This window comes from Thalassospira sp. MIT1004 (genome assembly GCF_001858545.1).
In the GTDB taxonomy this organism is placed as follows: Bacteria; Pseudomonadota; Alphaproteobacteria; order Rhodospirillales; family Thalassospiraceae; genus Thalassospira; species Thalassospira xiamenensis.
In genome coordinates this window covers 91,954-111,598 of the sequence record NZ_MCAO01000002.1, presented here as the reverse complement: position 1 = coordinate 111,598, position 19,645 = coordinate 91,954, and the positions used below count along the sequence as shown (strand labels likewise).

20 protein-coding genes are annotated in these 19,645 nt (G+C 54.9%); 6 read left to right on the top strand and 14 right to left on the bottom strand.

The features are described from left to right. Positions 1 to 11 precede the first annotated feature (11 nt). The 7 genes from BC440_RS01255 to BC440_RS01225 all read right to left on the bottom strand — a co-directional run bounded on the left by BC440_RS01255 (position 12) and on the right by BC440_RS01225 (position 6,960). The gene (locus BC440_RS01255) at positions 12 to 497 is read right to left on the bottom strand and encodes a MarR family transcriptional regulator (RefSeq protein WP_063093276.1); all 486 of its coding nucleotides are present in this window, start codon (positions 495 to 497) and stop codon (positions 12 to 14) included. 99 nt (positions 498 to 596) lie between these two features. After that, a complete protein-coding gene (locus BC440_RS01250) occupies positions 597 to 1,202 on the bottom strand; it encodes a hypothetical protein (protein WP_037991048.1) in 606 nt (201 codons plus the stop codon). Between the two features lie 91 nt (positions 1,203 to 1,293). Next, positions 1,294 to 2,193 (bottom strand): lauroyl acyltransferase, encoded by a 900-nt coding sequence (locus BC440_RS01245; RefSeq protein WP_063093278.1) that lies wholly within the window; start codon positions 2,191 to 2,193, stop codon positions 1,294 to 1,296. Further along, entirely contained in the window at positions 2,186 to 3,157 is a 972-nt protein-coding gene (gene lpxK / locus BC440_RS01240) for a tetraacyldisaccharide 4'-kinase (RefSeq protein WP_071239451.1), read from the bottom strand. The genes BC440_RS01245 and lpxK overlap by 8 nt, the downstream gene beginning before the upstream one ends. Continuing rightward, on the bottom strand, positions 3,144 to 4,430 hold the full coding sequence (locus tag BC440_RS01235; RefSeq protein WP_071239450.1) for a 3-deoxy-D-manno-octulosonic acid transferase: 1,287 nt from the start codon (positions 4,428 to 4,430) through the stop codon (positions 3,144 to 3,146). Before BC440_RS01235 ends, lpxK begins: the two co-directional genes overlap by 14 nt. Then, positions 4,427 to 5,203, bottom strand: a complete 777-nt coding sequence (locus tag BC440_RS01230) for a lysophospholipid acyltransferase family protein (RefSeq protein ID WP_071239449.1) — start codon at positions 5,201 to 5,203, stop codon at positions 4,427 to 4,429. The genes BC440_RS01235 and BC440_RS01230 overlap by 4 nt, the downstream gene beginning before the upstream one ends. Before the next feature lie 26 nt (positions 5,204 to 5,229). Beyond that, the gene (locus BC440_RS01225; RefSeq protein WP_063093282.1) at positions 5,230 to 6,960 is read right to left on the bottom strand and encodes an ABC transporter transmembrane domain-containing protein; all 1,731 of its coding nucleotides are present in this window, start codon (positions 6,958 to 6,960) and stop codon (positions 5,230 to 5,232) included. A gap of 258 nt (positions 6,961 to 7,218) precedes the next feature. Between BC440_RS01225 and BC440_RS01220 the strand changes: the two genes are divergently transcribed. Further along, positions 7,219 to 8,052 carry a hypothetical protein gene (locus tag BC440_RS01220; protein ID WP_071239448.1) on the top strand — a complete coding sequence of 278 codons (834 nt, stop codon included), beginning with the start codon at positions 7,219 to 7,221 and terminating at the stop codon, positions 8,050 to 8,052. 14 nt (positions 8,053 to 8,066) lie between these two features. Here the strand turns inward: BC440_RS01220 and BC440_RS01215 are convergent, their stop codons facing one another. Both BC440_RS01215 and BC440_RS01210 read right to left on the bottom strand, forming a co-directional pair. Next, complete coding sequence (locus BC440_RS01215; RefSeq protein WP_071239447.1) at positions 8,067 to 9,155, bottom strand: glycosyltransferase family 1 protein; 1,089 nt, start codon at positions 9,153 to 9,155, stop codon at positions 8,067 to 8,069. Then, positions 9,152 to 10,069: a UDP-2,3-diacylglucosamine diphosphatase gene (locus BC440_RS01210; protein ID WP_063093284.1), complete on the bottom strand. Its 918-nt coding sequence runs from the start codon at positions 10,067 to 10,069 to the stop codon at positions 9,152 to 9,154. The genes BC440_RS01215 and BC440_RS01210 overlap by 4 nt, the downstream gene beginning before the upstream one ends. Positions 10,070 to 10,286: 217 nt before the next feature. On the opposite strand from BC440_RS01210, the gene BC440_RS01205 reads away from it, so the two are divergent. After that, a complete protein-coding gene (locus BC440_RS01205; RefSeq protein ID WP_071239446.1) occupies positions 10,287 to 11,249 on the top strand; it encodes a diacylglycerol kinase family protein in 963 nt (320 codons plus the stop codon). A 9-nt stretch (positions 11,250 to 11,258) separates the two neighbouring features. Here the strand turns inward: BC440_RS01205 and BC440_RS01200 are convergent, their stop codons facing one another. After that, complete coding sequence (locus BC440_RS01200) at positions 11,259 to 12,608, bottom strand: TldD/PmbA family protein (RefSeq protein ID WP_071239445.1); 1,350 nt, start codon at positions 12,606 to 12,608, stop codon at positions 11,259 to 11,261. Positions 12,609 to 12,849: 241 nt separating this feature from the next. Here BC440_RS01200 and BC440_RS01195 point away from each other — a divergent pair, with 241 nt between their 5' ends. Genes BC440_RS01195 through BC440_RS01185 form a run of 3 tightly spaced genes read left to right on the top strand, consistent with a single transcriptional unit; the run spans position 12,850 to position 14,015 of the window. Further along, positions 12,850 to 13,404, top strand: coding sequence for a hypothetical protein (locus BC440_RS01195; RefSeq protein ID WP_071239444.1), 555 nt, complete (start codon positions 12,850 to 12,852; stop codon positions 13,402 to 13,404). Positions 13,405 to 13,434: 30 nt separating this feature from the next. After that, complete coding sequence (locus BC440_RS01190) at positions 13,435 to 13,716, top strand: type II toxin-antitoxin system RelE/ParE family toxin (protein ID WP_071239443.1); 282 nt, start codon at positions 13,435 to 13,437, stop codon at positions 13,714 to 13,716. An 11-nt stretch (positions 13,717 to 13,727) separates the two neighbouring features. Further along, positions 13,728 to 14,015 (top strand): HigA family addiction module antitoxin, encoded by a 288-nt coding sequence (locus tag BC440_RS01185; RefSeq protein WP_071239442.1) that lies wholly within the window; start codon positions 13,728 to 13,730, stop codon positions 14,013 to 14,015. A gap of 145 nt (positions 14,016 to 14,160) precedes the next feature. Here BC440_RS01185 and BC440_RS01180 read toward each other — a convergent pair whose 3' ends face one another. Further along, entirely contained in the window at positions 14,161 to 15,684 is a 1,524-nt protein-coding gene (locus BC440_RS01180; RefSeq protein WP_071239441.1) for a UbiD family decarboxylase, read from the bottom strand. Positions 15,685 to 15,852: 168 nt separating this feature from the next. Continuing rightward, positions 15,853 to 16,317, bottom strand: coding sequence for a hypothetical protein (locus BC440_RS01175; RefSeq protein ID WP_071239440.1), 465 nt, complete (start codon positions 16,315 to 16,317; stop codon positions 15,853 to 15,855). Positions 16,318 to 16,579: 262 nt separating this feature from the next. Here BC440_RS01175 and BC440_RS01170 point away from each other — a divergent pair, with 262 nt between their 5' ends. Continuing rightward, positions 16,580 to 16,936 carry a hypothetical protein gene (locus tag BC440_RS01170; protein ID WP_007091209.1) on the top strand — a complete coding sequence of 119 codons (357 nt, stop codon included), beginning with the start codon at positions 16,580 to 16,582 and terminating at the stop codon, positions 16,934 to 16,936. A 99-nt stretch (positions 16,937 to 17,035) separates the two neighbouring features. Here the strand turns inward: BC440_RS01170 and BC440_RS01165 are convergent, their stop codons facing one another. Both BC440_RS01165 and BC440_RS01160 read right to left on the bottom strand, forming a co-directional pair. Then, entirely contained in the window at positions 17,036 to 17,746 is a 711-nt protein-coding gene (locus BC440_RS01165) for a 50S ribosomal protein L11 methyltransferase (protein ID WP_037991156.1), read from the bottom strand. Between the two features lie 37 nt (positions 17,747 to 17,783). Continuing rightward, positions 17,784 to 19,628 carry a sodium:proton antiporter gene (locus tag BC440_RS01160; protein ID WP_071239439.1) on the bottom strand — a complete coding sequence of 615 codons (1,845 nt, stop codon included), beginning with the start codon at positions 19,626 to 19,628 and terminating at the stop codon, positions 17,784 to 17,786. Positions 19,629 to 19,645 lie beyond the last annotated feature (17 nt).

Sequence of the window (19,645 nt, the reverse complement as noted above, 5' to 3'; positions counted from 1 at the left end):
TTGAACCGGCCCTAACGCGGAATTTCGTCGGCAGGGCGGACGTCTAGCAACGGGGCCGCATCAATCTTTTCCGCATTCATCATTGTCGCGACCCGCTGCATGGATGACAGAAGCTGCGTTTTTTCCCAATCGGGCAGGGCTTCGAATTGGGATATGAATTCTTCGTGAAGCATTGTGGGGGCTGCTTTCAGAACATTCTGACCTGCCTCTGTCAGAACCGTATTGACCACGCGCTTGTCCGTGGTGCTGCGACGACGTTCTGCCAGCCCGCGCTGTTCAAGGCGGTTCAGGATTGTTGTGACCGTTGCCTGGCTAAGGGACACATGATTGGAAATGCGGCGCACCGTAACGTTCTGCAATTCGTCAATCGCGCGCAGGACCATCACCTGCGGGATGGTCAGGCCACAGGCTTTCATCATGCGTTTGGAATGCAGATCGGTTGCGCGAATGATCTGGCGCAATGCAACCAGAATGTCCTGCCAATAGGCCTGTGTCATTGTTTCTTAGTTTCCTCGGACGATCGCTCTTGAGCCAGTCGGTAACGGGGTTTGATCACATTATCAACGCAATTTGTCCTGCAACAGAGGATGCTGATCCTAATTTCCCCGAATGCGGCGTGTGGCAAAAAAGATCATCGCGAAAATAGCGATCAGGACAAGCGTTACACCCGCGATCAACATCGCCTGATTCAGGCGCAGATCATATTCCTGTTTGCGTTCGACATAGACAATAACCTGTCGGCGCAACTGATCCATTTCCGGCGTGATGTCGAAGCTGGTCCGATACATTGTTGCCCCGGCACGGGACAGAAGGTCGTTGGTTTTGTTAAGACGTTCGATGAACATGGCAAAACGTTCTTCGGTTGCCGCCAGTTCATCAAGCGGGCTTTCTTCCGCGTCACGATCTTTGGCACGTGCAATCGATAGTTTGGCTTGCGTCAGGTTATCGTCGTCTTCGGCAATGCAATCTGACAGTGATTTCTTCTCGCCGCTGGCACCGCATTCGATCTGGCGATCGCCGAATTTTTCGACCGCTTCTTGCAGATGTGTGCGCAACTGCTGATCAAGCTCGGCAATCCGTATGCGCACATTTTTTGAACTGCTTTCGATCTTGCCGATGTCGCCCTCAAGCGCAAAGGACGGCCAGACCGCAAACATCGATGCAATAAGGATCAGGAAAAGCGGGACGACGAAACGCAGCAAAAAGAAACTTCCCCGGAGATGGTGGTGAGGTGCCCACCAGTCTGGTGCAAGGTCGTTCCAATTAGGTTAATGCCAGCGTGATAATTGCCGCTTAGTTCGGCCAGCGTTTGTGAAGCCAAAGCCATTGTGCCGGTCGTTCACGGATCCAGCCTTCCATGATGGCGTTCACTTCGGTCATGATGCGAAGGACATCTGCCTCGCGGTCTTCGGTGGGGATAATTGTCAGCGCCGGATAAAACGTCATCCGGAAATTGGCACCGCTCAACCTTTCGACCCTCACCGGAATGACCGGACAATCGTATTTCAGGGCAAATTGTGCCAGTGCCGGGGCCGTCATCGCATCGCGGCCAAAGAAAGGTACGGCGATCCCGTTATTGAGCTTCTGATCGACCAATAGGGCTGCGTGGCCACCTTTTTTCAGGAAGGCGGCAAATTTCCGTGCACCTTTGGCGCCCTTTGGCACCAGTTCGCCGCGAAATCCCTTGCGAACGCTTTTGAAAAGTTTATCGACCCAGGGGTTATCCGGTGCGCGATAAATGGTCATCATTTCCATATCAAGCGCATCGCCAATCTTGGTCGAAACTTCCCAGTTCCCCATATGGCCGGTAAAGAACAGGCCGGGTTTGTTATCTTCCCTTGTCGCCATACCGTTTTCCAGACCGACGATTTCAAGGCGGGGGCTTCCGCAATCTAGCGTTGGAAGATGGGGAATTTCTGCCGCACTACGACCGAGATTCTCCCACATATCTGTAATGATGGCTTCGATTTCTTCGGCTGACTTTTCTGGAAAAGCCTTGACGAGATTATTTCGGGCTTTCTTGCTTTGCCCAAGTTTCGGGCCAATCGCGCGCAGAAGCCGACCGCCGATGGCAGACGCAAGATCAATCGGCATGACCTTGAAAAAGCCAAACAGCAAATAGGCGCCAAGCCCCTGTAAAGGGTGGGAAACATATTTCTGGCGTGCTTTGTAAAAGGCGCTGCGTTCAGCCATCAGACAATACCGCTTTAATGATTTTCTCAAGCTGGTCCGGGGCTTCGAATTCCAGTTTGATGCCAAGTGTGCTTATGCCGTTGCGCGCCGCGACAGGCAAGCGCATCAGATCTTTTTCCGTTGTTACCAGATCCGCGTTCAGGGCTGCGGCCCTTTGGCGCAGGTCAGCCAGTTCATTCGGGCGAAACGGATGATGGTCCGCGAAATCGACGCTGGCAACAATATTGGCACCAACGGTACGCAGGCTGTCATGGAATTTCGCCGGGCGGGCAATGCCCGCAAATGCAAGGACCCTGCGACCGTCAAACTCGACACCGTTGCAAGGCACAACTCGGGCTCTCAGAACCGGGACAGAGGCAGGAAGATTTGCCAGAAATGGCGGATTACCATCGCCAATCAGGATAATGGCGTGGACTTTTGCCAAGCCCTGTTCAAGTGTTTCGCGCATCGGCCCAGCCGGAATCACGCGACCATTCCCAATGCCGAAACCACTATCGACAACGGCAAAGCTGCAATCCTTGATCACGGACGGGTTTTGCAGTCCGTCATCCATGATAATCGCATCGGCCCCGGCATTACGGGCGGTTTCGGCCCCCATGCCCCGGTCACGCGAAACCCACGTTGTGGCGGTATGTGCCAAAAGCAGCGGCTCATCACCGACATCGGAGGCCGTATCGGTCGCCGGATCAACGCGATGCGGGCCGATTTCACGCCCGCCATAGCCACGGCTCAGAAAATTGGCGTTGATGCCCATATGGTGCAACGTGTGATAAAGCGCGATTGCCGTCGGGGTTTTTCCAGCACCGCCGATGGTAAAATTGCCAACGCAGAAAACCTTGCATCCGGGATGACGCATGGTTGTTTTCATGGCGCGAATGCCCGCACCCGCCCGCCACAGCAGTGACAGGGGCGATAATGCCTTGGCCCAGAAACCATCCGCTTGCCAGAAATCAGGGGCGCGCATTGGCGGCCTCGCTGATTAAAAGCGGCGCGATTGCATCCATCGTCCGATCAAGCACCTCGGCCTTGGAATTGGCATATTCCAGCGCAGCATTTGCCAGTTCCCGGGCCTTTTCCGGATATGTCAGAAGGGTATCAACCTGCCGGGCCAGATCATCGATATCGGCAACCGGACGGCATGCTCTGGCGGCAAGAAGTTCGCGGCTGATTTCGTTAAAGTTGCTCATATCCGGGCCATGCAGGATCGCACAGCCAAGCCTTGCTGGTTCCAGCGGGTTTTGCCCACCCGATGCGCAAAGGGTCTTGCCGATCAGGCATACCGGTGCAAGCCGGTAATAAAGCCCCATCTCGCCCATGGTGTCGCCAAGATAAACATCAACCTGATCGGTAATCACATGGCCAAGGCTTCGGCGCGCCACGCGCAGGCCCTTTGCGATCAGGTCGGTTTCGATATCGTTGGCCCGATCAGAATGGCGGGGAACGATCACCGTCAGAAGGTTTTCATGTTTGCTGGCAAGGCTTTTATGAACCTGCGCGCATGCGGCTTCTTCGCCGTCAAACGTACTTGCGGCAAGCCATACGGCACGATTGCCAATCTGTGTCTTGAGTTCGGACAACGTGTCGCTATCAACCGGCAGGGCGGGGGCTGCGAATTTCAGGTTCCCGACCGCACGAACATCGGTTCCCCCCAATGCGATGAAACGCCCGGTTTCCTCTGCCCCCTGACTGAGGATCAGGTCAAAGGCCGAGATCACCGGGGTAATGAAGGAAGGGAACCGGGAATAGCTTTTAAAACTTCGGGCCGAGATACGACCGTTCAGAAGTGCCAGTCTGGTCCCCGCCTTTTTGGCCTTTGTCAGAATGTTGGGCCAGAAATCGCTTTCAAGCCAAAGTGCAACATCAGGTTTCCAGTGATGCAGGAAACGCGCAACGCAGACCTGTCGGTCAATCGGAATAAACTGATGGATCACACCTTCCGGAAGGCGTTGATACATCATTGCCGCGGATGTGACGGTGCCGGTGGTGACAAGTATCGACACATCGGGAAAACGCGCGCGAAGGGCATCAATCACCGGCAGGGCGGAAAGGGATTCGCCAACGCTGGCCCCGTGTATCCAGACCAGCTTTCCCTTCGGGCGCAATGCGCTGGCATGACCGAACCGTTCGCCGATCCTTCCTGCATCTTCCTTGCCGCGTTTTTTGCGCCGTTGCAGATAAAGACCAAGTACCGGACCCAAAAGCCGTGTCGCAACGCGATAGGCGTAAAACAGGCTCATTTGGCCGTTTCCTGTTCTGCCGCCGCCACCACGGCCGACCGCTTCTGTTTGGGAAGTTCATCCGGTCCGGCAGGTTCAATCACGTCAAGGCCAAGCTTGGCATCGCTTTCCTGTGTCAGCTTGGTCAAAGCTGCTTCAAGTTCCAGCCGCTTTTCTTCCAATCCGTCGTCATCCAGATCGCGCGGGATATGGATGGGATCGCCCCAGCTAAAGACACCTTTTGAAAATGGAAGCGGCAAAACAAACCGGTCCCAACTGCCAAAAACGCGGCGTCTTGAGGCAGAATAGGTCAGTGGGAAAATCGGGACTTCGGCCAGTCGTGCGGCCTGAACGATGCCATCGGAAATCCGCATGCGTGGTCCGCGCGGTCCATCCGGGGTCATGCCGACGACTTCGCCTGCCTTGAGGGCCTTGAGAATACGCCGCAACGCTGCCGCGCCGCCCTTGCCTTGTCCGGTTGACCCGGCAATTGTCGCAATTCCGAAATGACCGATGGTGCGGGAAATGATTTCACCGTCGCGATGCGATGAAATCAGCATGTTAAACGGTCGGTTCCCCGCAACCGAACGCCATGTATAGGGCATCATCAGCAACCGCTGATGCCAGAAAGCCACGATAAAGGGTTTTCCTTCGGTCAGGAAATGCGCAGGATGATCGCCACCTTCCGTGTGCCAGCGACCGGTAAGACGAATGAACCGGATATAGGTTGCCGCAAGCCAGCACAAAGTGCTGCGCGCCTGATCGCTTTTTATGATCCGCTTATGAAACTGCACGCCAGTTTATCCCGATTTCTGTCGGCCTAGTTATCGCTCTCTTCCGAGAATTGCAGATTATAGAGATTGGCGTAAGCCCCTCCAAGCGCAAGCAATTCTTCATGGCGTCCCTGTTCGGTAACATGCCCGTTCTGAATGACGCAAATTTTGTCGGCATCGACAATCGTCGAAAGGCGGTGCGCGATGACAAGCGTCGTCCGTCCTTTCATCAATTCGGTCAGGGCCCCCTGAATGTGGCGTTCGGATTCCGTATCAAGGGCCGATGTTGCCTCGTCCAGAAGCAGGATCGGGGCATTTTTCAACATCGCACGTGCAATCGCGATCCGCTGGCGCTGGCCGCCTGAAAGCTTCACACCATGTTCGCCGACAATGGTGTCATAACCGTTTTCAAGTTGCAGGATGAAATCATGGGCTGCTGCATGACGTGCGGCTTCTTCGATTTCGGCATCGCTTGCGCCAAATCGGCCATAGGCGATGTTGGATCGAACCGTATCGTCAAACAGCGTGATTTCCTGACTGACCAGTGCGGTCGCTGATCGCAGGCTTTCCAGCGTTACATCGCGGATATCCTGACCATCAATCGTGATCGCACCGGCATTGATATCATAGAACCGCGGGATCAGGTTCAGGATGGTCGATTTACCGGCACCCGACGGCCCGACAAGGGCAATCGTCTGACCGGCCTCTATATCAAGGCTGATGTTACGCAGTGCCGTCGTTTCATTGTTATAGGAAAAGGAAACATCCTTGAACTGGATGGCGCCACCCTTGACCTGAAGCGTTTTGGCATCGTCGGCATCGCGAATTTCCGGTTCGATATCAAGGACGGTAAACACGCGCTGCGATGCTGCAAGACCGGCCTGCAAATTGATATTGATATTGGCAAGGCGCTTGACCGGCTCATATGCCAGCAACAGGGCCGTGATGAACGAAAAGAAACTGCCCGGATCGCTTGCCCCGTCAATGACGCGGCTACCGCCGTAAATAATAATGGTCGTGATCGCAGCGCCGCCGAGTGTTTCCATGATAGGGGAAGAACGTGCGCTGACTTTCTGCGCCTTGAAGCTCAGATCAAAGACGGTTTCAACAAGCTTTTCCATCCGCGAACATTCATAGGGTTCCATGCCATAAGCTTTGACATGGCGGACACCTTGGAAGGTTTGTTCAAGGAGGGTTGCAAATTCACCAATCTGTTGCTGGGTGTTGGCAGAAACCTTGCGCATGCGCTTGCCCAGGCGGGCAATCGGCAGGATGGCGGCGGGAAATACCGTGAACGCAATGATGGCAAGCTGCCAATCCTGATAGAACATGACGCCAATCAGCACGATGGCGGTCAAAAAGTCCTTGCCAAAACCGGTCAGTGATACGGAAACGGCGGCCCGCATCGCGGTGATATCGCTGGTGAAACGCGTGATCAGTTTGCCGGTATTGGTATTGTGGAAGAACCCGATATCAAGCCGGATGACATGTTCGTAAAGCTTGTTCTGAATATCGGCAAGGATGCGACCACCGACATAGCTCATCAAAACCGACTGCCCATAGTTGGCAAAGCCTTTCAGCGCAAAAGCCGCAAGGACGGCAACCCCGACAGGGACCAGCATCGCCGGGTTCTTTTTGACAAAGACCTCGTTAATCACCGGATCCATCAGATAGGCATAACCGCCAGTCGCGGCAGCCATAAGCGCCATGCAAATCAGAGCCAGGACAATCTTGCCGAAATAAGGGGCAACCGCATCCTGAACGATGCGTCTGATCATTGGCCACGTATTCCAATGTTCCGTCGTGTGATCTAGCGAATGCTTTGGCAATGAATTCTTCCCGGTCGTGCGACGCCATTTCCGATTGTGTCAGTCCGACACTATCTATATGGATGAGGCATCATGGATATCTTGATCTTTCCGGGCTGTTGCTAGCATGCCCGGGCAGGTGCGGCAAGCCGCAGCAACGTAACTTAACTGATACTGACAGGGCCTGCAGGAATGCAGGCCACGAAAAACGACATATAAGATAAAAAAATGACAGAGCAACTCCACGATATCGTGGAACAGACGATTGCCCAAGGTGTTGGCGCACGGGTTTTTCCATTGCGGTGGAAAGGACGGCGTATCTGGATCAAACAGGCTGTCCGGCCAAAGCAAAAGGGCTGGCACCGCCTGCAGCGTTTTGTCGCAACCCTGACGCGGATACCGATGTTGCGCCCGACAGTGTCGCCAGGCGGCAAGGCCGGTCTGGCAAGCGAGGCTGAAATCCTTCATGCCCTGAACCGTGCAGGCGTTCTGGTGCCTGATCTTCTCGAAGTCGCCGATAACTGGATCGCTATTGGCGATAACGGGGCGATCTTGCAAACCGTAATCAGCGATGCGGTCAAGGGTGGGGATGAAGCACGTGTTGCTGAACTGATTGCCATGGCCGGAACTGCATTGGCGGATTTGCATGCCAATGGTTTTGCGCATGGCGCCCCTCTTTTGCGCAACATGACCATTCGGGATGATGGCAGGATCGGTTTTATTGATTTCGAAGAAGACCCCAATAAACGTATGCCATTGCCCGACGCACAGGCGCGCGACATTCTGCTGTTTGTGTTTTCCATACAGCGCGGTTTTAAACGTCGTCCCGATCTTTTGCGTTCCGGATGGCAGGCTTATCTGAGCCGCAGCGGCATGACCGCACCACAGATGAAACCACTGTCCCGTATCGTGGCGGTTATCCGGCCGGTTTATATCGCGCTTAAACCGTTCCGTCGGTGGCTTGGGACGGATGCGATCAATGCGATGCGGGCATATGGCACTCTGCGCCGAAGCCTGCGAGGGAAAGAAACCCCGCAGGACGGCTCCCAGCTTGCCAGATAGTAAACGGCTGCCAGTTATTGCGCCGGCATGACAATCGCCGGTTCTTTTGCTTCGGTTATGTCTTCAACGGCAAGACGTTTGGCTGCCGCCCCGTCAAACCCGCCCGAAAACGGTGCCAGATTGTGCAGGAACTGACTGGCGGAATTGCGCCAGCTATATTGTTCTGCGAGTGCGCGCGCATCCTTGCCGTCAAGTTCAAGGGCCGCCATCGCCGCCTTGCGAAGGTCGGCATCAATGGCACCCGCCTTGGTCCCGCGCACGATGTCGGCGGGCCCCTGAACCGGGAATACCGCAACCGGGGTTCCCGATGCCAGGGCCTCAAGAATAACAAGGCCGAAAGTGTCGGTTTTGCTTGGGAAGACAAAAACGTCTGCCGATGCGAAACAGACAGCCAGTTCTTCGCCAACCTTTTTCCCAAGAAACTGTGCATTCGGGTATTTTGATTTGAGTTCCGCCAGTTGCGGCCCGTCGCCGACAACAAATTTTGTCCCCGGCAGGTCAAGGTCAAGGAAATGGCCGATATTCTTTTCAACCGCCACCCGACCGACAAACAGCCAGTGCGGTTTTGGGAAATCCCCGAAACTTGCATCGGGTCGTGGTTTGAACAGGTTAAGGTCAACACCCCGCGACCAGATATTCAGCCTGTTAAAGCCGCGATCAGCCAGCTCTTCGCGAAGCGATTCCGTGGCCACCATGACCGATTGTGATTTGTTATGGAACCGCCGCATCCCGCGATAGGAAATCGAAAGCGGCAGACGTGTCCGCGCATGCAGATATTCCGGGAACCGGGTGTGATAAGCTGACGAAAACGGCAGTTCGCGTTTCAGGCAATAAGCACGTGCCGCCTGACCCAATGGGCCCTCGGTCGCGATATGGATCGCAACCGGTTGCAGGGCATCAATCATCCGGGCCAGTTTGCGTTTGGCAAACAGGGCCAACCGGATTTCAGGATAGGTCGGGCAGGGGATCGTCCGGAATTGATCAGGCGAGATGATATGCACATCATGTCCCATCTCGCCCAGTTCGCTGCGCACGGTTTCAAGGGTGCGCACCACACCATTTACCTGAGGATACCAGGCATCGGATACGATCAAAATTCTCATGCGGTCTTTCCAATTGGCGTGCCGCTGTTCTTTTTGGAACTGGCATTGGCAGCACGGTTATTGTCCCCGACAACCCGAAACAGCGACATCAGTTTGCCCAATCCAAGGGATGGGGCACTGGCAGCATCGCGGCCGGGTTGGGAATGTGTCATCGCCATCTGGCGCATTTCAGCCCAGTACAGCAGTTCAAGCTTGCCGTTCTGGTCTTCGGTAAGGGCCGTGCAGCTTTCAACCCAGTCGCCGTCATTGCAGTAAAGGACATCGCCAATCATGCGTTTTTCGGCATGATGGATATGGCCGCATACAACACCGTCCACCTTGCGCTTGGCGGCTTCGTGGGCGACGGCATTTTCAAAATTGCAGACGAACTGAACGGCGTTCTTGACCCGGTTCTTAAGATAGGCCGACAGTGACCAGTATCCGTAACCCAGTTTGCGACGGATGCCGTTATAATAACGGTTCAGGACAATCGCGAGGTTGTAGGCCGTATCACCCAGATAGGCGAGCCACTTGGCATATTTGACCACACCGTCAAACTCGTCGCCGTGAATGATCAGAAGCTTTCTGCCATCCGCCGTCTCGTGAATGTCATTCATCTTGACTTCGACATGTCCAAAGGTCATATCGACAAACTCGCGGGCGAATTCATCATGGTTGCCGGGGACAAAAATGACCTTTGCCCCGTTCTTGGCCTTTTCCATGATTGTCGTGATAACGGCGTGGTGGCTTTCGGGCCAGTACCAGCTTTTCTTGAGCCGCCAGCCGTCAATGATATCGCCGACCAGATAATAGGTATCTGCCGTCACTTCATTGAGGAAATCCAAAAGAAGATCTGCCTGACATCCACGCGTTCCGAGATGGACGTCCGAAATCCAGACCGTGCGGTAATGCGGTTGCAGCGTCATCGCTGTCATTGCCGCTCCTCCGTATCCTGCCAAAAGGATGGCTGGAATTCGACGGTTTTACATGCCGAATAGTGTCCCCAACCAGTAATGGTTTAAAACAAATCGCGCGAATATATAACCCGTTCATATAAATTTATCGGTTCTGTCAATATACTGTTACATGTTTCATTTTCTATAAAGAGAACGCGAAAGTAATGTTTCATTTTTATTACGGAAGTTTTTCGCAATGACCCATTCCGGGGTGACTGTTATCTTCAATCCGCGCGCTGGCGGGAATAAACAACGTTTCCTTTCAAGCATTTTGCAAAAAGCCGGTGTAAAGGTTGAATTGTTACAGACAACCCATCCCGGTCATGCCCGCGAACTGGCGCGCAAGGTTCGTGCCCATCAACGGCTGTTTGTTGCCGGTGGCGATGGATCGCTGAACGAGGCCCTCAACGGCCTGCTTGATGCCCAGATCGAAGGTCACGAAGTCCCGCCGCTTGGCATCATTCCGCTGGGAACGGCCAATGTTCTGGCGGTCGAGGTCGGGCTTGAAATCCGCGCACAGGCGATTGCCGATTATATAAACAATCCGGCCCAGGTTTGGGTGCGGCCCGGTCTGGTCAACGGCCGGGCATTCTTTTTGATGGTCGGCATGGGGGCGGATGCCGATACGGTCGCAAATGTGTCGCTAAAACTTAAAAGACTGATCGGCAAGGGTGCCTATGTGATCGAAGGTTTGCGCAATATTATCTTTCCGCATCACCGCGATTTCGAAGTTAATATCGGGCGCGAACAATATCGCGTTGCCGGTGTGGTTGCGACCCATGCCAAGCATTATGGCGGGGCGTTTGTGATTTCCCCCGATGCCAAACTGACCGATAACAGCCTTGATGTCGTGCTGATGCCCGGCAGCGGCTTTATGGCGCTGGCACGCTACGGGATTGCTTTGACCCTGAACCGGTTGCATGCGCAAACCGACGTGTCGGTCGTGCAGACCGAACGTCTGACCATCACCAGCCATTGCGGCCCGGCACCCTTGCAGATTGACGGCGAAAGTGCCGGTAAACTGCCGTGTGAAATCAGCCTGTCGCCTTATCCGGTGCGGGTTATGGTGCCTCAGGCCTATGCCGACCAATGCAATGGCAGCCAAAATGAAAACAGGGATGCGCAAAACGCACCCCTGTTACAAATCACATCCAGATAAAATGTCGGCTTATTGCCCGGCCAGCGTCATGCCATCAATCCGGATTGTCGGGGCATTCGTGCCGTATTTGAAGGTCAGGTCATTGGCCGGAACGGCCGTTTTGAACATGTCCTTCAGGTTTCCGGCAACCGTGATTTCGGAAACTGGATAGGCCAGTTCGCCATTTTCGATCCAGAAGCCCGATGCCCCGCGCGAATAATCACCTGTCACGCCGTTGACACTGCTGCCGATCATTTCGGTGATGTAAAGGCCCTGCTTGATATCCTTGATCATGTCGGCGGGCGAAATGGTGCCCGGTTCCATGTAAAGGTTGGTGGTGGATGGTCCCGGCAGGCTTCCTGCCCCGCGCGATGCGTTGCCGGTCGATTTCAGGCCAAGCTGGCGGGCGGACCGCAAATCCATGATCCAGGTCTTCAGAACACCATTTTCAATCAGATGGCGTTTCTCGTTGGCGACGCCTTCGGCGTCAAACGGTTTGGACCGCAGGCCACGTTTGCGGTGCGGGTTATCAATGATGTTGATCCCCGGCGCAAAGATTTCCTTGCCCATGGCATCCAGAAGGAAGCTGGTGCCGCGTGCAATGCCCGATCCGTTGATCGCACCGGCCAGATGGCCGACGAGGGATGCCGAAACACGCGGGTCATAAATCACCGGCACCTGCGTGCTTTTGACCTTGCGCGGGTTCAACCGTTTCAGGGTCTTTTCCGCCGCCTTCAGGCCGATATCGACCGGATCGCGCAGATCGGTCGAAAACACCGCACTGTCATAATCATAATCGCGTTCCATCCCGGTGCCGGTTCCTGCAAGGACCGATACGGAAATGTGGCTGCCGCTGCCAGCATAGGAATTGGCAAAGCCGTTGGTCGCGGCAAGCGTGATCTGGTGGGTGCCCCAACCGGCATCCGCGCCCTCGGAATTGGTGATACCTTCAACCGACCGTGCAGCCTCTTCACAGGCGGTCGCCCACGCCATCAGTTTTTCTTGGCTGACTTCGCCCGACTCGCAAAGCTCAAGCGCCTCGACATCAAATGTTTCGGCCAGTTCGGATGGATCGGCAATGCCGCAGAACGGGTCTTCGGGGGCGTTTTTCGCCATCGCAACGGCGCGCTCGACCAGTTCGTTCAACGCGCTTTCGCTGGTATCCGATGACGACACAACCGCCTGCTGCTTGCCGATCAGAACACGCAGGCCAAGATCGGCCCCCTCGGATCGTTCAAGCTTTTCCATCTTGCCCAGTCGCTGCGATACCGAAAGTGACGTGCCTTCGACATAAACGGCATCCGCATCGTCAGCACCCGCCTTTTTTGCGCGCGCCAGCAGGTCGGTGATGCGATCGAGTGTCATATCGGTTTTGGGCATGGAAGCTCCCTTTGGTCGGAATGTGGTTTCCTATGGTTATAGGCAGGCTGATCGCTTTTCGCAAAGGGCAAGAAAAGGCAGTCGCCTGAAAGACCCAACCAGATACCGTCTGACGCACATTTGAATGAACCATTTAGCGAAAACCGATCTTTGGTCATTTTTTCTTCGCAAGTTGCTATTATGACCTGAAATCCGAACCGGGACGAACCGGAAACCTGCAAGAGAATGACGGGAAACACACGTGCGAAACCTGTTTGTGGCAACACTGCTTCTGGGCACTTCCCTGACGATGTTGCAAGCTGATGCGCAAGAAGCCAAAACTGCGTCACCAAACGATACGGTGGCAGCACCAGTCACCGCCAATGATCTTTACCGCGAAATGCGCATTCAGGCCGGACAATATGCCGCGCAAAACCGTCATCAGGTTCTGGTCGGGGATTTTACCTGTGACGATATCAATGACCAGATCGTCGGCTGGGTGGATCGTGACAATCCCGAGGGACCGTTTTTCGATGTCCTGATGGTCACCAGGCTCAATGGTCAATTACATTCCGAATTCAAACAGATCCCGTTTGCGCAATCGGAACAATACGCCCTTTGCATCGACGATAAAACCGCCCCGCCGGTCATGAGCTGGCAGGTCAACGACCCTGAATATATGCGCGATGTCATTGGCAATGGCGACCTTTGCAATATCGCCGTGCGGGTCGATGATTTCATGTGCGACGCGCCGCAATTCTTCTGGTCGGAAAAGCCGGGCGAAAGCGGCGAACACTGGATGTTCTTCCGGAATTGACTTTGTCCTTAGTACGTATTACATACAATTATGATCAGGAGCTTTCGCAGTAAAGACACTGCCAACCTGTTTAATGGTGTGCGTGTTGCCAAATGGTTGCGTCCAATAGAAAAAGCGGCGCTTAGAAAGCTTGATATGATTGATTACGCCGATGCGGTAGAGGATTTGCGTTCTCCACCGGGAAACCGGTTGGAAGCATTACGTGGCCAAAGGCAAGGCCAGCACAGCATCCGGATTAATGATCAATGGCGTATCTGTTTTGTCTGGCGTGATGGCAGTGCAGAAGATGTTGAAATTGTTGATTATCATTGAAGGAGGCAGTCATGCGGATAAAAACCGCGCCCGGTGAAATCCTGCGAGAGGAGTTCATGGTTCCTTTGGGATTAAGCGGGAACGAGTTGGCACGCCATATCAAGGTCCCTGCCAACCGAATCAACGATATCTTACGTGGACGACGCAACATTACCGCTGACACTGCATTGCGGTTGTCGCGTTATTTTGGCACGACGGCACAATTCTGGCTGAATGCGCAAATAGCCTACGATTTGTCTGTTGCTTCCGTGATGACGGGGGAAAAGATCGCGGCCGAAGTCGAACCGCACGCCGCATAGAGCACAGAGAAGAGCTATATGGACGATAAGTCTAAACATATGTCGGAAGAAGAGACGCGATGGCGATCAGCCAATGCGGATGCCATCGCTTGCAATAATGCCTATGTCGAGCAGAATGGTGTCCCACTCTTCAATTGTTGCACGTTCATTTCCAGATTTTCTTGCCCGATCCCGGCAATCCGTATCGATCCCATTTGGCATCAACCCGGTCGATAATCTCGTCTTCCATGAAAATCTTTTCGCCCCATTCCCGATGGGTTTCGGGGGGCAGCTTGTTGGTGGCGTCAAGGCCAAGCTTGCCGCCAAGGCCGCTTTCGGGCGATGCGAAATCAAGATAGTCGATCGGTGTTTCGGTCACGGTGGTGATGTCGCGCACCGGGTCCATGCGGGTCGAAATCGCCCACATCACGTCTTTCCAGTCGCGCACATCAATATCGTCATCCACCACAATGACGAATTTCGTATACATGAATTGCCGCAGGAACGACCACACCCCCATCATCACGCGCTTGGCATGCCCCGGATAGGCTTTTTTCATCGACACGACCGCGATGCGATACGAACAGCCTTCGGGCGGTAGCCAGAAATCAACGATTTCCGGGAATTGCTGCTGCAATAGCGGCACGAAAACATCGTTCAATGCTTCGCCAAGCACCGACGGCTCATCTGGCGGGCGACCGGTAAAGGTCGACAGATAGATCGGCTTTTTGCGCATGGTGATGGCGGTGATGTTAAAGACCGGGAATTCCTCGACCGAATTATAATAACCGGTATGGTCGCCATACGGCCCTTCGGGCGCGTATTCATCCAGCGACACATAACCTTCCAGAATGATCTCGGCGGTCGCCGGGACTTTCAGCGGAACGGTTTTGCACTCCACCAGCTCGACCTTCTCCCCGCGCAGCAATCCGGCAAACTGATATTCCGAAAGCGTATCGGGAACCGGGGTAACGGCGGCAAGGATCGTACCCGGATCGGCACCAAGGACGATTGCGGCGGGCAACGGATCGCGCTTTTCCTTTTTCCAGCGCGCATGATGCTGTGCCCCGCCACGATGTTTCAGCCAGCGCATGATCGCCTTGTTCTTGCCCAGAACCTGCATGCGATAGATGCCAAGATTGAACACATCGCGCTTGTCGCCGCCTTTTTCATTGGCGGTGGGGCCCTGCGTCACCACCAGCGGCCACGTGATCAGCGGGGCCGGCTCCCCCGGCCAGCAGGACTGGATCGGCAATTTTGAAAGGTCAATGTCATCGCCTTCCAGGACGATTTCCTGACAGGGGGCCTTGGAAACCGTTTTGGGCTTCATCGCCATCACGGTTCTGGCCAAGGGCAGCATTGAAAATGCTTCCTTAAGGCTTCCGGGCGGTTCGGGCTGTTTGAGAAACGCCAGCGTTTCGCCGACTTCGCGCAATTCTTCGGGCTTGCGGCTCATGCCGGCCGCCACGCGGTCCACGGTGCCAAAAAGGTTCACAAGAACCGGGATGTCATATTTCTGGCCATCTTCACCAATGACATTTTCAAACAGAACCGCCGGGCCACCTTCGGCCAGAAGGCGCGTCTGGATTTCCGTCATCTCAAGATAGGGAGAAACCGGTTCGCTCACCCGGACCAGACGGTCTGTCTTTTCAAGCGCGTCGATGAAATCGCGAAGGGATTGATAGGGCATGGGCACCGCAATCTGTGAAGTCGGTCGGTCTGAGCTGGCAATAGCGGGGCCAGCGGCAAACCGGGCCAACAATAAATCTGTTGTTTCACGAATTAATACGGTGCAGGCGCGATGTCCAGCATCCACTCCCTTATCGGTGGGGAAGGGAGCAGATGCCAGACAGGAAAATTACGACGAGCGATTGGTGTAATAGGCGACGTTTCCATCATTATCGACGGTCGCCAACTGGCCCGCCTTGGTCAGGACCGACATGCAATCGTCTTCTTCATCCCGTCCCCAAAGACACAGATATTGCCCCTGTTCAATGGTCCAGAGTTTTTCGCGCATGCCGCTATCACCATCCTCGTCAATCCAGGTAATCGATGCCTTGCCATTCTGGAAATAGGTGACATTCACATTGGTTTCCTTGCCCTCGTCACGATAGGAAAAGGTCTGATCATTGATCGTATTGACCAATGCGGTACCGGTTAACGGGCTGTATCCCGACGCAACAACCGTTGCACTGGCTTCTTCCATGTTGTCACTTTGAACATCAATATCCGGGGGCGCCGATGGTGTGCCGCAGGCAGACAGGGCCGCGGTGATCGAAATAACGCCAGCAAGACCGGCACGCTTGATATGTGTTATGTTCATTTTGTTTTCCTTTTGCTCTTTGTGCCCACCAAATCATTTGGGATATCTGCCGCCCATGGCGGCGATCCGGCAGAGCGAACCGTCAGAATAAAAAGGAAAATTGTCGCCTTCTGGTCGTCCATGCGTCGACTGAATGGCAATATTGACCAAATTGGTGGTGTCGGTCGCAGACGGATTTGGTTATACAAGGGCAGGAAACCGGGTTGCGCAGCACCACCCTGCACGGCCTGTCGACATTCACCAAAGCATGAAGGACGCACAGATGGCCAAGTACTGGGTTATCGGGGGCACCTATCAGGATACCGGTTTTGACAAGCCGATCGGCGAAGAAACCAAAGTCGGTCCGTTTGGCAGCTTCGAAGACGCGGAAAAAGAATGGTCCAAAATGGCCTGGCAGTCGGTTGACGACGCCAATTCGCGTTACCGCATCGAACGCCTTGAAGAATACTGGGTTGTCGGTGGCGAATACGAAACCACCGATTTCGAAAAGCCGGTCGGCGGCGAAGAAGAACGCCACGGCCCGTTTGCGACCTTCAAGGATGCCGAAAAGGCATGGTCGAAACTGGCATGGCAGCACGTTGATAACTGCAACTGCCGTTATCGCGTCGTTGAAGGCTGAACCGGGCTTCGAACCGGAGCCGATCGAGAAATAGAAAACGCGCGCAAGACATCCTTGCGCGCGTTTTCATATTGGCACTCCGTGCCTTACGAGGACGGGCTATTTATCGCGATCTGGCAAAAGCTGCCAGATACGGGTGAATTTGGTGTCGACATCCTCGACCGCGACATCAACCGGCACGTCATAGGTTTCAAGTTCGTCGATATTATGCGTCGGGGCATATGTCCGGCCCGGATCGGCAAGAATGACCCGGGTGCCAAGCCGTGCCTCGCCCATCAGCCATTGCAATACCGCATTGGCCATATCCTGCTGATAGCAGACATCACCGGCAAAAATCACATCCCAGCGACGGGTTGCCGATTGCGTGCCGACAAAGTTTTCGGTGGTTGTTTCAAACCTAACACCATTGCGTTCGGCGTTCAGGCGGGTTGCCGTAATCGCCACCGGATCAATGTCGTTTGCCAGAATGCTGTCCGCACCGGCCATGACACACGCAATCGCCTGCATGCCGCCGCCGCACGCAAAATCCAGAACCTTTTTGCCGCGCACCAATTCCGGATGATCAAGGATATATCGCGTAATCGCCTGTCCGCCCGGCCACGCAAACGCCCAATAGGGTGGCGGGATATCCAGCACGCCAAGGATATCCTCGGTCGCCTGCCAAAGTGGCGTGATATGGGTGGCCAGATACATTTCGATTTCGGGCGCTAATGGCACCCGTGCCGGTACGGTAAAGGTGTCGATCAGATCGGCAAACTGCGGATCGTCGACTTCGGGGACCAAGGCATCGGCGAAAACATTATCGGTCATGATCGGCCCATATCGGGGTGAAACGGATTGCCGGGGCTTACTTGCTTTGTGCCTCGGGCGCAAGCGAAGTCGCCTTCGGGTTTTCGTCAGGCTTCTGGCTGTTCTGGGCATTGCGGCCAAGATACAGCAAAATATCACGCGGCTTTGCCTTTGGCATATCGGGCCCCATATGAAGCTGCGCCCCGCGGACAAGGGCGATGACCGGTGGTTCGCATCCCTGAACATCAATGAAATCGTCCCAGCCGAATTCGTCGGTCAGACGGGTTTGCCGGATTTCGGCACCATGCCGGAAATCCTCCCGAATGTCGTCGGTTGTCATCGGTTCGGAAAACAGTGGCAACCCGCCCAATGTCTGGCTATGGCGTTTCGGGTCTTCGGGCGATCCGTGCATGCCGGTCTGAAAAACGGCGCGACGGCCAAATTCCGGCGCGAAATCAGTACAAACCAACGTGTTATAGGCATCGTTATCCGTGGTCGCGATCAGCGTGCCAAGCGATGAAGTATCAAGGTGATGTTCGAAAACTTCCGAAAGCACTTCCCCGTAATAGGTTGGCAATCCGGCCTCGCGCGCCAGACGCATGCTGTGCCAGCGGCTGTCGGCAAGAACAACCGGAATGTCGAGCTCGACCAGACGCTTGGCGAAATCAATCGTCCATCGATGCGCGCCAACAATCAGAACACCCGGCGGTCCTTTGACCGCCAGATCAAGCTGGCGCGCCATGGGGCGGATGGAAAAGCCATGCAACACAACGGTCGAAAATACCATGGCAAAGGCCAGCGGAATCAAAAGCGCCCCATCGGCATAACCAAGTTCGACAAGTTCGGTCCCGAACAGGCCGGAAACCGCGACCGCCACAATCCCGCGCGGCGCGATCCAGCCAACCAGAATCCGTTCTTTCCAGCTTACCCTTGAAAAGGCCAGCGACCCGATCACCGAAACCGGCCGCACGACAAACAGCATGGCCAGAACAAAAAGCCCATGCCCCCATGTCAGTTCGGCAATCATCGACCATTCAAGCGTCGCGGTCAGGATGATGAACACGCTGGAAACCAGAATAACCGTGAGGGTTTCCTTGAACCGGCGGATTTCATCAATCGCCAGCAAATGGGCATTGCCAATCGTCAGGCCCAGCACGGTTACGGCCAGCAACCCGCTTTCTTCCTGAATTTCATTGGCCCCGGCAAAGCAGGTCAGAAGCACGCCAAGAACAAGCGGGGCTTTCAGGAATTCGGGAATCCAGCCGCGTTTGAAAATCTGAACCGTCCCCAGACCAAACGCCAGCCCGATCAGAACCGCCAGCAGAATGTTGATCGCCAGATGACCAACGGCTGCGCCAAACCCGTTGCCATGCTGGCTGGCGACAATGACTTCGTAGGCCAGCACCGCAAACAGCGCCCCGATAGGGTCATTCACGATGCCTTCCCATTTCAGAAGCGTCGCCGGGCGCTTGGACAATCGGGCATGACGCAACAGCGGTGCGATCACTGTCGGGCCGGTCACGATCATGATCCCGCCAAACAGGGCTGCCACCGGCCATGAAAGATCAGCCAGATAATGCGCCGCCCCCGCACCCAGAAGCCACGCCACAAGCGGGGCAATGGTGGTCAGGCGGATCACACCGCTGACACTGTGCGTCAGTTCCCGGAAATCAAGCGCAAGCCCGCCTTCAAACAGGATCACCGCGACCGCCACCGCAACAAGCGGCTGCAACAATGTACCGAAATCATTGACCGGATCAATCAGATCGGTTCCCGGCCCCAGCAGCAGCCCGACAATGGACAGCAACACGATTGCCGGAATACCGGCCCGCCATGCAAACCATTGCGCCCCGACACCCGCAAGGATCAGTCCGGCAATCATCAGGGCAAGCGGTGCGATCATGGGCGGTCTTTCGATAA

Bases quoted from the DNA above. Each gene is read 5' to 3' on its own strand.
- BC440_RS01185 (WP_071239442.1), top strand. From the start codon at position 13,728: ATGCGGATAAAAACCGCGCCCGGTGAAATCCTGCGAGAGGAGTTCATG.
- BC440_RS01200 (WP_071239445.1), bottom strand. From the start codon at position 12,608: ATGCCCAAAACCGATATGACACTCGATCGCATCACCGACCTGCTGGCG.
- BC440_RS01215 (WP_071239447.1), bottom strand. From the start codon at position 9,155: ATGAGAATTTTGATCGTATCCGATGCCTGGTATCCTCAGGTAAATGGT.
- BC440_RS01180 (WP_071239441.1), bottom strand. From the start codon at position 15,684: ATGCCCTATCAATCCCTTCGCGATTTCATCGACGCGCTTGAAAAGACA.
- BC440_RS01220 (WP_071239448.1), top strand. From the start codon at position 7,219: ATGACAGAGCAACTCCACGATATCGTGGAACAGACGATTGCCCAAGGT.
- BC440_RS01175 (WP_071239440.1), bottom strand. From the start codon at position 16,317: ATGAACATAACACATATCAAGCGTGCCGGTCTTGCTGGCGTTATTTCG.
- BC440_RS01235 (WP_071239450.1), bottom strand. From the start codon at position 4,430: ATGAGCCTGTTTTACGCCTATCGCGTTGCGACACGGCTTTTGGGTCCG.
- lpxK (WP_071239451.1), bottom strand. From the start codon at position 3,157: ATGCGCGCCCCTGATTTCTGGCAAGCGGATGGTTTCTGGGCCAAGGCA.
- BC440_RS01225 (WP_063093282.1), bottom strand. From the start codon at position 6,960: ATGATCAGACGCATCGTTCAGGATGCGGTTGCCCCTTATTTCGGCAAG.
- BC440_RS01255 (WP_063093276.1), bottom strand. From the start codon at position 497: ATGACACAGGCCTATTGGCAGGACATTCTGGTTGCATTGCGCCAGATC.
- BC440_RS01170 (WP_007091209.1), top strand. From the start codon at position 16,580: ATGGCCAAGTACTGGGTTATCGGGGGCACCTATCAGGATACCGGTTTT.
- BC440_RS01165 (WP_037991156.1), bottom strand. From the start codon at position 17,746: ATGACCGATAATGTTTTCGCCGATGCCTTGGTCCCCGAAGTCGACGAT.
- BC440_RS01160 (WP_071239439.1), bottom strand. From the start codon at position 19,628: ATGATCGCACCGCTTGCCCTGATGATTGCCGGACTGATCCTTGCGGGT.
- BC440_RS01210 (WP_063093284.1), bottom strand. From the start codon at position 10,069: ATGACAGCGATGACGCTGCAACCGCATTACCGCACGGTCTGGATTTCG.
- BC440_RS01245 (WP_063093278.1), bottom strand. From the start codon at position 2,193: ATGGCTGAACGCAGCGCCTTTTACAAAGCACGCCAGAAATATGTTTCC.
- BC440_RS01190 (WP_071239443.1), top strand. From the start codon at position 13,435: ATGATCAGGAGCTTTCGCAGTAAAGACACTGCCAACCTGTTTAATGGT.
- BC440_RS01205 (WP_071239446.1), top strand. From the start codon at position 10,287: ATGACCCATTCCGGGGTGACTGTTATCTTCAATCCGCGCGCTGGCGGG.